Annotated in this window: 15 protein-coding genes; 11 read left to right on the forward strand and 4 right to left on the reverse strand. The window is 69.1% G+C overall.

Annotated features, from left to right (window positions below):
- Together E2L08_RS13610 and E2L08_RS13615 are read right to left on the reverse strand one after the other, a co-directional pair.
- Positions 1-127: GTP-binding protein (locus E2L08_RS13610; protein ID WP_240758241.1), on the reverse strand; the 127-nt coding region annotated here is incomplete at its 3' end.
- A 126-nt stretch (positions 128-253) separates the two neighbouring features.
- Positions 254-2,551 carry a DNA topoisomerase IV subunit A gene (locus E2L08_RS13615; RefSeq protein ID WP_133397644.1) on the reverse strand — a complete coding sequence of 766 codons (2,298 nt, stop codon included), beginning with the start codon at positions 2,549-2,551 and terminating at the stop codon, positions 254-256.
- Positions 2,552-2,715: 164 nt separating this feature from the next.
- On the opposite strand from E2L08_RS13615, the gene E2L08_RS13620 reads away from it, so the two are divergent.
- The 6 genes from E2L08_RS13620 (at position 2,716) to E2L08_RS13645 (ending at position 6,684) form a co-directional block, all read left to right on the forward strand.
- The gene (locus tag E2L08_RS13620; RefSeq protein WP_133397645.1) at positions 2,716-3,192 is read left to right on the forward strand and encodes an SH3 domain-containing protein; all 477 of its coding nucleotides are present in this window, start codon (positions 2,716-2,718) and stop codon (positions 3,190-3,192) included.
- Between the two features lie 42 nt (positions 3,193-3,234).
- Complete coding sequence (locus E2L08_RS13625; protein ID WP_133397646.1) at positions 3,235-4,059, forward strand: SDR family NAD(P)-dependent oxidoreductase; 825 nt, start codon at positions 3,235-3,237, stop codon at positions 4,057-4,059.
- A 66-nt stretch (positions 4,060-4,125) separates the two neighbouring features.
- A complete protein-coding gene (locus tag E2L08_RS13630) occupies positions 4,126-4,323 on the forward strand; it encodes a twin transmembrane helix small protein (protein ID WP_133397647.1) in 198 nt (65 codons plus the stop codon).
- Between the two features lie 12 nt (positions 4,324-4,335).
- A complete protein-coding gene (locus E2L08_RS13635) occupies positions 4,336-4,908 on the forward strand; it encodes a cob(I)yrinic acid a,c-diamide adenosyltransferase (protein WP_133397648.1) in 573 nt (190 codons plus the stop codon).
- Positions 4,909-4,996: 88 nt separating this feature from the next.
- The gene (locus E2L08_RS13640) at positions 4,997-5,758 is read left to right on the forward strand and encodes an electron transfer flavoprotein subunit beta/FixA family protein (protein WP_133397649.1); all 762 of its coding nucleotides are present in this window, start codon (positions 4,997-4,999) and stop codon (positions 5,756-5,758) included.
- Positions 5,758-6,684, forward strand: coding sequence for an electron transfer flavoprotein subunit alpha/FixB family protein (locus E2L08_RS13645; protein WP_133397650.1), 927 nt, complete (start codon positions 5,758-5,760; stop codon positions 6,682-6,684). Before E2L08_RS13640 ends, E2L08_RS13645 begins: the two co-directional genes overlap by 1 nt.
- A 47-nt stretch (positions 6,685-6,731) precedes the next feature.
- On the opposite strand, the gene E2L08_RS13650 is transcribed toward E2L08_RS13645, so the two are convergent.
- A complete protein-coding gene (locus E2L08_RS13650) occupies positions 6,732-7,505 on the reverse strand; it encodes a DUF6473 family protein (protein ID WP_133397651.1) in 774 nt (257 codons plus the stop codon).
- 163 nt (positions 7,506-7,668) lie between these two features.
- Here E2L08_RS13650 and E2L08_RS13655 point away from each other — a divergent pair, with 163 nt between their 5' ends.
- Entirely contained in the window at positions 7,669-8,544 is an 876-nt protein-coding gene (locus tag E2L08_RS13655) for a 3-hydroxybutyryl-CoA dehydrogenase (protein WP_133397652.1), read from the forward strand.
- A gap of 45 nt (positions 8,545-8,589) precedes the next feature.
- Here E2L08_RS13655 and E2L08_RS13660 read toward each other — a convergent pair whose 3' ends face one another.
- Positions 8,590-10,827, reverse strand: a complete 2,238-nt coding sequence (locus tag E2L08_RS13660) for a hypothetical protein (RefSeq protein WP_133397653.1) — start codon at positions 10,825-10,827, stop codon at positions 8,590-8,592.
- A gap of 132 nt (positions 10,828-10,959) precedes the next feature.
- On the opposite strand from E2L08_RS13660, the gene E2L08_RS13665 reads away from it, so the two are divergent.
- From E2L08_RS13665 to E2L08_RS13680, 4 genes are all read left to right on the forward strand, one after another.
- A complete protein-coding gene (locus tag E2L08_RS13665) occupies positions 10,960-11,652 on the forward strand; it encodes a thiamine diphosphokinase (protein ID WP_240758237.1) in 693 nt (230 codons plus the stop codon).
- Between the two features lie 63 nt (positions 11,653-11,715).
- The gene (gene rpiA, locus E2L08_RS13670; protein ID WP_133397655.1) at positions 11,716-12,501 is read left to right on the forward strand and encodes a ribose-5-phosphate isomerase RpiA; all 786 of its coding nucleotides are present in this window, start codon (positions 11,716-11,718) and stop codon (positions 12,499-12,501) included.
- Positions 12,502-12,562: 61 nt separating this feature from the next.
- Complete coding sequence (locus tag E2L08_RS13675) at positions 12,563-13,009, forward strand: tellurite resistance TerB family protein (protein ID WP_133397656.1); 447 nt, start codon at positions 12,563-12,565, stop codon at positions 13,007-13,009.
- 63 nt (positions 13,010-13,072) lie between these two features.
- Entirely contained in the window at positions 13,073-13,840 is a 768-nt protein-coding gene (locus E2L08_RS13680) for an ABC transporter ATP-binding protein (RefSeq protein ID WP_168771159.1), read from the forward strand.
- Positions 13,841-13,881: the final 41 nt, after the last annotated feature.

Below are 13,881 nucleotides of genomic sequence, written 5' to 3' on the forward strand. Positions count from 1 at the left end.
CATAGGCCCGGAAATCGCCGAAATACTTCGTGATCGCCGCCGTCAGCGTCGTCTTGCCGTGATCAACGTGACCGATCGTCCCAATGTTCACATGCGGCTTGTTGCGTTCGAACTTTGCCTTCGCCATGGAAGTGTGCGCCTCATTCCTTGGGGGCCGCGACGCGTTGGCGGGCCCGGTTCATGATCGCGCGCTCTCTACAAAGCACAGGGGCGGAACGCAAGCCTGACTTGGCGCGGCCCCGGCGCGCGCGGATCAGTCGAAGGTGTTGTCGCGCGGAAACCCGCGCGGGGCCATGCGCCCGGCGGCGGCGCGGCGGCCGAGATACTCGGTCAGTTCGGGCTCGCGCACGGTGCGGGTCCGGCCCGCGGGGTCGAGCCAGGACAACCCCGCCCCCATTTCGAAGGTCGTCGCGTCCGACAGCCCGCCATCCTTGTATTTCTGCAACCGCACGCCCTTGCCGCGCGCCATCTCGGGCATCTCGTCCAGCGCGAATACCGCCATCTTGCGGTTCTCGCCCACCACGGCGACGTGATCGCCCGCCACGGGCCGCACGACGCGCAGCTCGGCCGGGGCGCGCAGGTTGAGCACCTGCTTGCCGCCGCGGGTCTGGGCCAGCGCCTCGTCCTCGGGCAGGACGAACCCGTCGCCCGCGCTCGACGCGACCAGCAGCCGACCGCCGGGCCGGTGGACGCGCAGCGCGACGATCCGCGCCTCGTTGGGCAGGTCGAGCATCAGGCGCACCGGCTCACCCAGGCCGCGCCCGCCCGGAAGCCCGGCGACCGGCAGCGTGTAGAACCGCCCGTTCGAGCCGACCAGAAGCAGCCGGTCCGTGGTCTCGGCATGAAAGAGGAACCCCGGCCCGTCCCCGTCGCGGAACTTGAGCTCGGTGGCGAGGTCGATATGCCCCTTCATCGCCCGGATCCAGCCCATGGCCGAGCAGACGACCGTGACCGGCTCCCGGTCGATCATGGCCTCGAGGGGCACGTCGGGCACCTCGTCGGCGGTCTCGATCCGGGTCAGCCGCCCGCCGCGCGGGGCCGATTTGCCGAAGGCCTTGCGCGTCTCGCGCAGCTCGTCGGCGATGCGCGCCCATTGCAGGCCCTCGTCATCGAGCAAATCCTGCAACCCGGCGCGTTCGGCCATCAGCGCGTCGCGCTCGGCGCGAAGCTGCATTTCCTCGAGACGGCGCAGCGCGCGCAGACGCATGTTGAGGATCGCCTCGGCCTGCACCTCGGAGAGGTAGGGCTCGTCGTCGCTGGGCAGGGGCGAGACGTAATCGGTCTCGTCGGTGGCGCGCGCCTTCGGGGCCGACCAGTTTTCGTGCATCAGCGCGGGCTTGGGGTCGCCGTCATAGCGGATGATGTCGATCACCCGGTCGAGATTGAGAAAGGCTATGAGAAAGCCCTCGAGCACCTCGAGCCGGTGGTCGATCCTGGCCACCCGGTGGACCGAGCGGCGCAGCAGCACCTCGCGGCGGTGGTCGAGAAAGGCGCGCAGCACCTCCTTGAGCGAGCAGACCTTGGGCGTCCGGCCGTCGATCAGCACGTTCATGTTCAGCGCGAACCGCACCTCGAGATCGGTCTGGCGGAACAGCATTCCCATCAGCACGCCCGGCTCGACGCTGCGCGAGCGCGGCTCGAGGATCAGGCGGACATCCTCGGCGCTCTCATCTCGGATATCGGCGAGAATCGGCAGCTTGCGCGACTGGATCAGCTCGGCGATCTTTTCGATCAGCCGCGACTTCTGGACCTGGAACGGGATCTCGGTCACGACGATCTGCCATTGCCCGCGGCCGAGATCCTCGCGCTCCCAGGTGGCGCGCAGACGGAACCCGCCCCGCCCCGTGCGATAGGCCTCGGCCATGCTTTCGGGGCTTTCCACGATCACGCCGCCGGTCGGGAAATCGGGCCCCTTCACATGGGTAAGCAGCGTCTCGTCGCGCGCGTCTGGCGACTTGATGAGATGCAGGCAGGCCGCCACCAGCTCGTCGATATTGTGGGGCGGAATGTTCGTGGCCATGCCCACGGCGATGCCGCTGGCACCGTTGGCCAGTAGGTTGGGGAACGCGCCGGGCAGAACGACGGGCTCTTCGAGGGTGCCGTCGTAATTGGGGCGGTAGTCGACGGCATTCTCGTCGAGCCCCACCATCAGCGCCTCGGCGGCGGCGGTCAGCCGGGCCTCGGTATAGCGCGAGGCGGCAGGGTTGTCGCCGTCGATCGAGCCGAAATTGCCCTGCCCGTCGACCAGCGGATAGCGCATTGCGAAATCCTGGGCGAGCCGGGCCATCGCGTCATAGATCGCCGCATCGCCATGGGGGTGATAGTTGCCCATCACGTCGCCCGAGATCTTGGCCGATTTTCGGAACCCCCCCGTGGACCCGACCCGCAGTTCGCGCATTGCATAGAGGATGCGGCGGTGCACCGGCTTGAGCCCGTCGCGCGCATCGGGAAGCGCCCGGTGCATGATCGTGGAGAGCGCATAGGTGAGGTAGCGGTCGCCGATGGCGCGCCCCAGGGATTCCGTCAGTTCGTCGTCGCGCTTGTCGGCCATGGGCGGGGGGATAGCGGCGGGGCGGCTGCGCGGCAAGGGCGCCCGCCGCCCCCGAGGCGCGGCGCGGCGGCAACAGGGCGGGCAACCGCATGAATGGAACGGAAAAAAGCACGCGGCGCAAAGGCGTCGCCATGCTAGATCCGCAACAGGATACGAGGGATCAGATGATTCGACTGGTTATGCTGCTCATCGCGGGCATCGTGGTGACGCTTTCGGTCGCGGGGCGCGATCTCGACCGCCCGCAAGGCAGCGATGGCGACGCCGGTTTCGTGGCGCAGAGCGACGTGCGCCCCGAGCGGGCGGGCGACTGGTTGGGGGCGATCGACGCCCGCGGCGACGCCATCGACCGCGCCGTCGAGGCGAGCCTGTCGCCCGAACCGGTGATCCGCGAGCCGCGGCGCGAGGCGAGCCTTGCCCCCCTCGCCCCGATCCCGTCCGACGCGCAGTCCTTTGTCGTGACCGCCTCGCGGGTGAACCTGCGGCAAGGCCCCTCGACCGCGCAGCCGGTGGTCGACCAGGTCCTGCTCGACGAACGGGTCGAGGTCGTGTCCTGGACCGATGACGGCTGGGCGCAGATCGTGGTGCCGCGCACCGGGAACACCGCCTATATCTTTGGCCAGTTCATCACGCCCAAGGGCTGAGCCGGGCTTGCCACGGCCGCGCCGGCGGGCCATGCCCGGCCGATGACCCGTTCCATCCTCATCACCGGCTGTTCGTCGGGCATCGGTCTCGATGCCGCGCGGGGCCTGCGCGATGCGGGCTGGCGGGTCTTTGCCTCGTGCCGGGCCGAGGCCGATTGCGCCGCCCGCCGCGCCGAGGGGTTCGACGCGCCCCGGCTCGACTATGCCGACGCCGACAGCATCGACGCCGCGCTGTCCGAGGTGCTCGACGCCACGGGCGGGACGCTCGACGCGCTGTTCAACAACGGCGCCTTCGCCTGCCCCGGCGCGGTCGAGGATCTGCCCACCGATGCCCTGCGCGCCGTGTTCGAGGCCAATGTCTTTGGCTGGCACCACCTGACCCGCGCGGCCATCGTGCCGATGCGCCGGCAAGGGCGCGGGCGGATCGTCCAGTGTTCATCCGTGCTGGGGTTCGTGCCGATGCCGTGGCGCGCGGCCTATGTCGCCAGCAAACATGCGCTCGAGGGGCTGACCGACACGCTGCGGCTCGAGATGCGGGGCACGGGGATCGACGTGATCTCGATCCAGCCGGGGCCCATCGCCACGCGCATCCGGGCGAATTCGATCCCGCATTTCGAGCGGTGGATCGACTGGCGCGCCTCGCCCCGGCGCGCGCAATACGAGGCGACGCTGCTGAGACGGCTCTACGAGGGGGCGCCCGACCGGTTCCAGCTTCCGGCATCGGCGGTCACGCGCCGGCTGGTCGAGGCGCTCGAGACGCCGCGGCCGCGCGACCGCTACCGCGTCACCACCCCCACCCGTCTCGCCGCGCTGGGGCGGCGGGTGCTGCCCGGCCGTATGCTGCACGCCCTGCTGGCACGCGGCTGATCGCCGCGTTCGCCCCGCGGACCCCATGATCTAGGTGCTAGTCACCGCGACACCGAAAGGCCCCATATGCTTGCTGACCCGCTGTTTCTGATCGTCGCTGCGTCCCTTCTGGTCGTTCTCGTCATCCTGGCCATAGGCGTCGGCAATTTCGGGCGGGGCGGCGAGGCGGCCGCCAAGAACTCGAACAAGTACATGCGCTGGCGCATCTATGCCCAGGCCGTCGCCATCGTGGTGATCCTGGCCTTCGTCTTTTTCCGTCAATAGGGGGCTCTGTCCATGGTCGTTCTCAACCGCATCTACACCCGCAGCGGCGATGGCGGGGAAACCGCGCTGGTCAATGGCGAGCGGGTTCCGAAACACTCTGTCCGGGTCGAGACCTACGGCACGGTGGACGAGGCCAATGCGACGCTGGGCATGGCCCGGCTGCACGCGTCGGACGAGATGGCGGCGCAGATCGAGCGCATCCAGAACGACCTGTTCGACCTCGGCGCCGACCTCGCGCGGCCCGACATGGCCAGCGATTCCGAGGCCGGTTATACCCCGCTGCGCATCGTCGCCGCGCAGACCGACCGGCTGGAGCGCGAGATCGACGCGATGAACGAACGGCTCGAGCCGCTGCGCAGCTTCGTGCTGCCGGGCGGATCGGCGCTGGCCGCGCATCTGCACCTCGCGCGGACGGTCGTGCGCCGGGCCGAGCGGCTGGGCACGCTGCTCGCCCGCGAGGACGAGGCGAACCCGGACGCGCTGCGCTATCTCAACCGCCTGAGCGACTGGTGCTTTTGTGCGGCGCGGCTGGCCAATGACGACGGGCGCGCGGATGTTTTGTGGACCCCCGGCGCGAACCAGTGAAATCGCGCGGCGGGGTGTCGTTTTTTGACCTCGCGCGGGCCTGACGGCTGCGCTAGGGCTTGGGGCGAGAGTTCCGAGGAGATGCGCCATGAAGGTTATCGTGCCCGTCAAGCGGGTGATCGACTATAACGTCAAGGTCCGCGTGAAGGCGGACGGATCGGGCGTCGATCTGGCCAACGTGAAGATGTCGATGAACCCCTTCGACGAGATCGCCGTCGAAGAGGCCGTGCGGCTCAAGGAAAAGGGCGCCGCCGACGAGGTGATCGCGGTTTCCATCGGCGTGAAGCAGTCGCAGGAAACCCTGCGCACCGCGCTGGCGATGGGCGCCGACCGGGCGATCCTCGTGATCGCGGCCGAGGATGTGCATGACGACATCGAACCGCTGGCGGTGGCCAAGATCCTGCGCGCCATCGTCGACGAAGAGGGCGCGGGCCTCGTGCTGTGCGGCAAGCAGGCCATCGACAACGACATGAACGCCACCGGCCAGATGCTCGCCGCGCTTCTGGGGTGGAGCCAGGCGACATTCGCCTCGAAGCTCGAGATCGAGGACGGGACGGCCACGGTCCGCCGCGAGGTCGACGGCGGGATGCAGTCGATCCGCGTCTCGATGCCCGCCGTGGTCTCGACCGACCTGCGCCTGAACGAGCCGCGCTATGCCTCGCTGCCCAACATCATGAAGGCCAAGAAAAAGCCGCTGGTCGAAAAGACGCCCGCCGATTACGGCGTCGACACCACGCCCCGGCTCGAGATCGTCGCGACCTCCGAGCCGGCCGAGCGCAAGGCGGGGATCATGGTCGGCTCGGTGGACGAGCTTCTGGACAAGCTGAAAAACGACGCGGGGGTAATCTGATGGCGGTTCTGCTTCTGGCCGAGGTGACGGACGGCGCGCTGGCGATGGATGCGACCGCCAAGGCCGTGACGGCGGTGCAGCCTCTGGGCGATGTCACCGTGCTTTGCGCGGGCGAGGCGGCGGCCGAGGCGGGCCGCGCCGCGGCGACGATCCGGGGCGTGGGCCGCGTGCTCGTGGCCGAGGATGCGCTTTACGGGCACCGCCTGGCCGAACCGACCGCCGCGCTGATCGTGTCGCTCGCCGGCGATTACAGCCATATCTGCGCACCGGCCACGACCGACGCCAAGAACATCCTGCCCCGCGTCGCCGCGCTGCTTGACGTGATGGTCATTACCGATGTGTCGGGGATCGCGGATGCCGACACGTTCGAGCGGCCGATCTATGCCGGCAACGCGCTTCAGACCGTCAAATCGCGCGACGCGGTCAAGGTGCTGTCGATCCGCACCTCGTCCTTCGACGCGGCGCCCGAGGATGGCGACGCCCCGGTCGAGACGATCGCCACCGCCGAGGCCCCCGGCCTGTCGGAATGGGTCGCGGACCGTGTCGCGGCCTCGGACCGGCCCGAACTGACCTCGGCCGGGATCGTGGTGTCGGGCGGGCGCGGTATCGGCTCCGAAGAGGATTTCGCCATCGTGGAACGCCTGGCCGACAAGCTCGGCGCCGCCATCGGGGCCAGCCGCGCCGCCGTCGATTCGGGCTTTGCGCCGAATGACTGGCAGGTCGGCCAGACCGGCAAGGTCGTCGCGCCCGATCTCTATATCGCGGTCGGCATCTCGGGGGCGATCCAGCACCTCGCGGGCATGAAGGACAGCAAGATCATCGTCGCGATCAACAAGGATGGCGAGGCGCCGATCTTTCAGGTGGCCGATTACGGGCTGGTGGCCGACCTGTTCGAGGCCGTACCGGAACTGACCGACAAGCTCTGACACGCGCGGCACCGGCCCCGCCGCGGGGCCGGCGCGAACGCGCGCCCTCATGCCGAACGCCGCGCCGGGGCGGGCCGGTCGAGGATCGCCCCGATCAGCGGCGCGAGGCGTTCGGCCGCCCGGTCATGCGCCGCCGCGTCCAGACCCTCGGGCGCCACCACCTCGACCAGCCCGGCGAGTTTCGGGGCAATCGCCCTGGTCATGTGGCGCGTGACAAAGGCCGGGGCGCCGTCGTCCACATGCCGTGCCGGGTCGTCGGGATGGCGGTCGCCCAGCCACAGGCCGATCACCGGCGCGTCGATGCCCCCGAGGAACGCGCCCATCCGCTGAACCCAGGTCCGGCACAGCGCATCGCGCAGCATCGCGAAACGCTTGGGCGAGGCATGCTGAAGATCCTGCAGCATGTGCCCGACGAAATGGTGGCCGAAGAAATCCAGCCCCGGATAGAGCTCGGCCATGCGGTCGGTCTGGCGCACCACCCTGTCGTTGCGGAACCGGTGCACGTCGTAGAACGGGTTGCGCAGCAGATGCGCGCCCGTCAGCCCCAGCACCACCACCCGCGCCCGCCCGGTCGCGCGGCCGATCGCGGGGTCGGCCATCACCGCGTCGAGCCCCGCATTGGGCGCGGTCAGATCGGCGCAGGGCCGCCCCACCCGCTGTTCGAGCGCACGGGCCAGGGGCAGGTCGATTCCGCGCCCGAACGCCTCGGTCCCGCCGATCACCGCGATCTCGCGCCCCTCGAACGCCTCGGCCGGTCGGCGGAACCCCAATCGCCACAGATCGACCTGCCCCACGGGCCCCAGTCTTGCGTCGCACGTCATGTGCCACCCCCTTTCAATCACCCTGGGGCCAGCATCGCGGAGGTTTCTGACCGAAAAGCTAAAGGCGCAATTCGACGCAATTCCTGCGGATTTGCCGCGCTTGCATCAACCTGGTGGGGGTGCCAATGCTCGGCCTCGGATGGGCTGGGAAAGGCGTCGGAACATGGACATCGAAACGGTCGGGATCATCGGCGCGGGGCAGATGGGCAACGGCATCGCGCATGTTTTCGCGCAGGCGGGCTATGACGTGATGCTGACCGATGTGGATGCGGATGCTCTGCGCGCGGCGATCTCGACCATCGAGAGCAACCTCGGCCGGCAGGTTTCGCGCGACAAGATCACCGCGGCGGATCGCGACGCGGCGCTGGCGCGGATCGCGACGACCCCGACGCTGGCCGATCTGGGGCACTGCGACCTTGTCATCGAGGCCGCGACCGAACGCGAGTCGGTCAAGGATGCCATCTTTGCCGAGCTTGTGCCGCATCTGAAACCCGAGACGATCCTGACCTCGAACACCTCGTCGATCTCGATCACGCGGCTCGCCTCGCGCACGGATCGGCCCGAGAAATTCCTGGGATTCCACTTCATGAACCCCGTCCCGGTGATGAGCCTGGTCGAGCTGATCCGCGGCATCGCCACCGACGAAGAAACATTCGCCACCTGCCTTGCCGTGGTCGAACGGTTGGGCAAGACCGCCGCCACGGCCGAGGATTTTCCCGCCTTCATCGTCAACCGCATCCTCGTGCCCATGATAAACGAGGCGGTTTACGTGCTCTACGAGGGTGTCGGGAACGTCGCCTCGATCGACAAGGCGATGCGGCTGGGCACCAACCATCCGATGGGGCCGCTCGCACTGGCCGATTTCATCGGGCTCGATACCTGCCTCGCGATCATGAACGTGCTGCATGACGGGCTGGCGGATACGAAATACCGCCCCTGCCCGCTCTTGACGAAATATGTCGAGGCCGGCTGGCTAGGCCGCAAGACGGGCCGCGGCTTTTACGACTATGCCGGAGAGGCGCCGGTTCCGACCCGCTGAAGGCGGCGGGGGCGCCGCCGCCCCCGCATCCGGTCCGCGCGGCGCTCAGGCCCGGCGCTGCGGCCGGTCGGCCCCTTCGGGCAGGGCGAACCGGCCCGAGGGCAGCTTGCGCAGACGCCCCTGGCGCAGAAGGATGCCAAAGCTGCGCAGACCTTCCTCGCGGCTGATCTGCCCGCCCAGCGCGGCCGCGGCGCGTTTCATCAGCTCGGGGCGGGATTGCCCCTCTTCGCCCTCGACGATCATCGCGTAGGCCGCCGCGGCCTCGAGCATCTCGGGCATGTCCTGCGCGCCGCGCTCGCGCGCGAAGGCGTCGAAGGCCGGGGCGTCGGCGGCCCGTTCGGGCGCGGGGGCGCTGGCGATCCGGCGCGGGCGCACCGGCGCCTCGGCGGCTTTGGTGTCGCGCCCGGCATCGACGCGCTGCGCCGAGACCAGCACCAGCGGCGCGACCGATCCGCCCGGCCGCCTGTCCGAGGCGCCGCCGTCGCGCACCGGACGGCGCGGGCGCACCACGTCGTTCAGATCCTCGCGAAACCGGTCCATCGTCGCGGCATCTTCGCGCTGACGCGATTCGGCGTGGCTATCGGCGCGGGTGGCGGCCACGGCGCGCTTGAGATGCGCGATGGCGTTGCGGCGACGGCTGCTTTCCTCGTCGCCCAGTTCGGCATTGGTCCGGTCGAGGATGCGATCCACGGGGCTCGCCGCGGGTTTCGCCACGGGCCGGGCCGGAGTTTCGTCGGCCGGGGTGTCGGCGTCGCGTGGCGCGTCGGCCTCGCCTTCGGGGGTATCGGCCGCGTCTGAATCGACCACGACGCCCTCATCCGTGCGGTCGGCCGAACGGGCCTGCGACAGTTCGGACAGCAGCTCGGTCCGGGCCTCGTCCGACAGGCTCGATGCGGCCAGCATCGCGCGGATGCGGTCGCTGACCGGGTCGGTTCCCTCGTCGTCGGAGACGGCGACGGGAGCATCGTCGTCGCCGGGGGCATCCTCGTCCTCGTCGGCGCCGGTGACTTCCTCGAGCTCACCAGCTGCGACCGCCGCGTCGAACTCGGCACGGGTCATGCGGACGATGCGGATTTCGCCATCCTCCTCAACCTCGATCTCGATACCGTCATCGTCTTCGTCGGCCGTGTCGCCTTCCTCGGCAGTGCCCTCCTCCTCGGCCGTATCGGCATCGGGGGCCGCGCCGTCCATCTCGGCCAGCGCCGCGATATCCTCGTCGCTGTCAGCGTCGGCGGGCTCGTCCCCTGCGGCGGCGACCGCGACCTCGTCCTCGGGTTCGGGGGTGCTGTCGCTTTCGGCAGACGCGTCGGTCTGCGTCTCGCCCTCGGCCTCATCGGCGAGCAGGCGGGCGATCAGCAGGTCCTCGGTCTCGGGCGCCGCGTCTTCCGCGCGATCCTCGGCCGGCGCGTCGCTTTCCTCGGCGGTATCCTCCTCGGGCAGGGTTACCAAGGGGATATCCTGGGCCGTGTCGGTCCACTCCGCCTCGGGCGCGTCCTGCTCGTCCTTCTGCGGCTCGGCCACCGGGTCCACGGGCTCGGCACGATCCGCGGGGTCGAGCGACAGCCCGTCGGCCATCAGCGCCTCGGCCCCCTCGCCGACGGCGAGGCTCGCGGCGGGAACGGCAAGCTCGGGCGCTTCGCGCAGGGCAGGTTCCGCATCGCGGGCATCGTCCCGAACGGCATCATCGTCGGCCTCGTCAGGCCCGTCATCGGGGGCGGCGATGGCCTCGGACAGGGTGGTGGCGGGTTCCGATTCGTCGTCGACATCGGCATCGCGGGTGAAATCGGCGGCATCCTCGATCATGTCGGGCGCCGCGTCGTCCCGGGCAAAGGCGGCATCGACGGTATCGGAGAGGATCGCATCCTCGACCTGCTCGTCCTCTTCGAAACTGCGGGCGCGTTCGGCCTTGGCGCGGGCTACCGCCTCGCGGATGCGGTTGAGCTTGTCCGTCACGCTGTCGGTGGCGCCGTCGGATGGCGGGGCAAGCGGTGCGGCGGTCTCGGGGGTTTCCGGCGCGGGGCTGTCGGCGGCGAGCTGTCTGAGTACGACACCGGTTTCGGCGACATGCGCCTCGACCCGGCGGTTTATCTCGCGCTCGGCGATGCGGTGAAGCATCTGGGGATCGGGCTGCGGCGGCTCCGCCCCGAAATACCGGTCCTCCGAGGCGAGACCGCGGAAATACTCGGCAATCGACTGCATCGTGTTGAAGGGATCGTCGAACCCCTCCAGTGTGCAGGAGAACGTTCCATAGGAAACGGTCAGGATCCGGTTCGACGCAGACATGATATATTCGCCTTCCCTGTCTTCCGTGGTCCCAGATAATTACCACGGTTCGGTTCCGCAAAATGAACAGAACCGCGTTATTTGCAGCATTTTTCCAAGGCCGGAATGTGGCCGCTCCTCGGACAAAGGGTCGTGAGCGGCACGATTTCCGACCGGTTCCGCGAGGCCGGGCCGGTCACGTTGCTGGGCGGCGGCCCCGTGTCGCAAGGGGATCTGGACTGGGCGCTGGCCCGCGCGCCTGCGCTTTACGCGGCGGACGGCGGCGCCGAACATGCCCTCGCCGCGAACCTCGTGCCGCGCGCCGTGATCGGCGATCTCGATTCGCTGACGGGCACCGCACGCGCGCGCCTGCCCGGCCGAATCATCGAGGTCGCGGAACAGGAAACCACGGATTTCGAGAAATGCCTCCAGCGTATCGACGCGCCCTTGGTCGTCGCACTGGGTTTTATCGGCGCGCGCACCGATCACACGCTGGCCGCGCTGGCGGTGACGCTGCGCCATGGGCGACCGGTGCTGCTGTTGGGGCCGAACGATTGCGGATTTGCCTGCCCGCGCGAGTTCGGGATCGACCTGCCCGCCGGAATGCGGGTGTCGCTGTTTCCCTTTGCGCCGGTCACAGGCCGGTCCGAGGGGCTGCGCTGGCCCATCGACGGGCTGGTGCTGTCGCCGCTCGGGCGGCTCGGCACCTCGAACGAGGCCACCGGCCCGGTCAAGATCGCGCTGGATGGCGGCGGGGTTGCGATGCTGCTGCCGACGTCGGCGCGCGATGCGGCTCTTGCCGCGCTGTCGCCGACCGGATGCCGAGCACCGCGCTTGCCGTTTTAGCCGTTCCGCCCGAACGTGGCGGCACCTATACAGGGGGCCGAACGTCCAGCCAGGAGACCGCTCATGTCCGCCACCCTGTCGGCCATCGACACCGCCAAGTTCGTCGCGGCGAAACAGGCCTGCACCTATGTCGAGGACGGGATGCGGCTGGGCCTGGGCACCGGCTCCACCGCCGCGTGGCTGGTGCGCTGCCTGGGCGAGATGGTCGAGCAGGACGGGCTGAGGATCACCGGCGTGCCCACCTCGACCCGAACGGCCGAGCTGGCGCGGCAGGCGGGCATCGAGGTCGTGAGCCTTGACGAGGCGCGCTGGCTCGACCTGACCATCGACGGCGCGGACGAGTTCGACGGCGAGCTGAACCTCATCAAGGGCGGCGGCGGGGCGCTGTTGCAGGAAAAGATAGTGGCCACCGCGTCGGACCGCATGATCGTGATCGCCGACGCTACGAAAAAGGTCGAGACGCTGGGCGCCTTTCCCCTGCCGGTCGAGGTCATCCCCTTTGGCTGGCAGACTACCAAGGCCTTGCTCGAGGAGACCGTCGCCTCGCTCGACGTGATGGGCGAGACCGTGACGCTGAGGATGGACGGCGGCGACCCCTACGTGACCGACGAGGGGAACCATATCCTCGATCTTCACCTCGGACGGATCGGCAACCCGCGCCAGCTTGCGCTGGTGCTCAACCAGGTTCCGGGCGTGGTCGAGAACGGGCTCTTCATCGACATCTGCGATATCGTGATCGTGGGCTCGGGCGATGGCAGCGTCAGCGTCACCGACATCAATGACGGCACCACCCGCACGGGCCGGATCGAGATCGACGAGCCGGCGAACCTGTTCTCGGAACTCGACTGAGCGGCGGCGCGCCACACGACCGGGCTTTGCCCGGCGCGGCGCGGGGTCTATATCCGGGGGCATGATAGCAGATTTCCTTCGCCGCCTGACCGAAAGCCCCCCCGAGGCGCTGCCGGATCCCGATGCCCGACTGGCCCTGACCGCGCTTCTCGTGCGGCTGGCGCGGGCCGACAACGTGTTCACCGCGCAGGAACGCACGCGTATCCAGAACATCGTCTGCGAACGCTACGGGCTGGACCGGGCCGGGGCCGAGGCGCTGGTGGTCGAGGCCGAGGCGGTCGAGCGCGAGGCGCCCGATACCGTGCGGTTCACCCGCGCGATCAAGGACGCGGTCGATTACGACGACCGGATCGGCGTGATCGAGGCGATGTGGGCCGTCGTGCTGGTCGACGGGCATCGCGACGACGAGGAAGACGCGCTGTTGCGCATGGTCGCGCCGCTCCTGGGGGTGAACGACCGCGACTCGAACCTTGCCCGGCGGCGGGTCGAGGCGCGTTTTTCGACCTGAACCGTTGCAATCCGCGGCGTGATCGGTCCTATTCGGGGCCGTCCCGCCAAGAGGTTGCGCGTCTTGACCGAACCCGTCCTGTCGATCCGCGACCTGCACAAGAGCTATGGCGATATCGAGGTGCTGAAAGGCGTCGACCTGACGGCACAGCGCGGGCATGTCGTGTCGCTGATCGGGTCGTCGGGCTCAGGCAAATCGACGCTTTTGCGCTGCGCCAACCTGCTCGAGGACAGCCAGCAGGGCGAGATCGCCTTTGAAGGCGAGCCGGTGCGCTGGAAGGGGCGCGGCCGCGACCGCCGGCCCGCCGACCCCGCGCAGGTGACGCGCATCCGCACGAACCTGTCGATGGTGTTCCAGCAGTTCAACCTGTGGGCGCACATGACGATCCTGCAAAACGTGATGGAGGCGCCGGTCCACGTGCTCGGCCGCCCCCGCGCCGAGGTCGAAGAGGCCGCGCGCGGCTATCTCGACAAGGTGGGGATCGCCGACAAGGCCGACGCCTATCCCGCGCAGCTTTCGGGCGGGCAACAACAGCGCGCAGCCATTGCTCGCGCCCTCTGCATGGAGCCGCGGGCGCTGCTTTTCGACGAGCCGACATCGGCGCTCGACCCCGAGCTGGAACAGGAGGTCGTGCGCGTCATCAAGGCCCTCGCCGAAGAGGGCCGCACGATGATCCTCGTGACGCACGACATGCACATGGCGCGGGATTGCTCGGACCGGGTGATCTTTCTCCACCAGGGCCTGATCGAGGAAGAAGGCACGCCCGAACGCCTGTTCGGCCAGCCCGAAAGCGAACGGTTGCGCGGGTTCCTGTCGATAACCGGCGGCTGAACGCAGGAAATCGGGTCTCGGCGCTCGCGGATGGCTTGCCG

The organism is Palleronia sediminis (genome assembly GCF_004358695.1).
GTDB classification, from domain to species: domain Bacteria; phylum Pseudomonadota; class Alphaproteobacteria; order Rhodobacterales; family Rhodobacteraceae; genus Palleronia; species Palleronia sediminis.

Bases quoted from the DNA above. Each gene is read 5' to 3' on its own strand.
- E2L08_RS13635 (WP_133397648.1), top strand. From the start codon at position 4,336: ATGGTCGTTCTCAACCGCATCTACACCCGCAGCGGCGATGGCGGGGAA.
- E2L08_RS13640 (WP_133397649.1), top strand. From the start codon at position 4,997: ATGAAGGTTATCGTGCCCGTCAAGCGGGTGATCGACTATAACGTCAAG.
- E2L08_RS13630 (WP_133397647.1), top strand. From the start codon at position 4,126: ATGCTTGCTGACCCGCTGTTTCTGATCGTCGCTGCGTCCCTTCTGGTC.
- E2L08_RS13615 (WP_133397644.1), bottom strand. From the start codon at position 2,551: ATGGCCGACAAGCGCGACGACGAACTGACGGAATCCCTGGGGCGCGCC.
- E2L08_RS13675 (WP_133397656.1), top strand. From the start codon at position 12,563: ATGATAGCAGATTTCCTTCGCCGCCTGACCGAAAGCCCCCCCGAGGCG.
- rpiA (WP_133397655.1), top strand. From the start codon at position 11,716: ATGTCCGCCACCCTGTCGGCCATCGACACCGCCAAGTTCGTCGCGGCG.
- E2L08_RS13645 (WP_133397650.1), top strand. From the start codon at position 5,758: ATGGCGGTTCTGCTTCTGGCCGAGGTGACGGACGGCGCGCTGGCGATG.
- E2L08_RS13625 (WP_133397646.1), top strand. From the start codon at position 3,235: ATGACCCGTTCCATCCTCATCACCGGCTGTTCGTCGGGCATCGGTCTC.
- E2L08_RS13620 (WP_133397645.1), top strand. From the start codon at position 2,716: ATGATTCGACTGGTTATGCTGCTCATCGCGGGCATCGTGGTGACGCTT.
- E2L08_RS13655 (WP_133397652.1), top strand. From the start codon at position 7,669: ATGGACATCGAAACGGTCGGGATCATCGGCGCGGGGCAGATGGGCAAC.
- E2L08_RS13660 (WP_133397653.1), bottom strand. From the start codon at position 10,827: ATGTCTGCGTCGAACCGGATCCTGACCGTTTCCTATGGAACGTTCTCC.
- E2L08_RS13650 (WP_133397651.1), bottom strand. From the start codon at position 7,505: ATGACGTGCGACGCAAGACTGGGGCCCGTGGGGCAGGTCGATCTGTGG.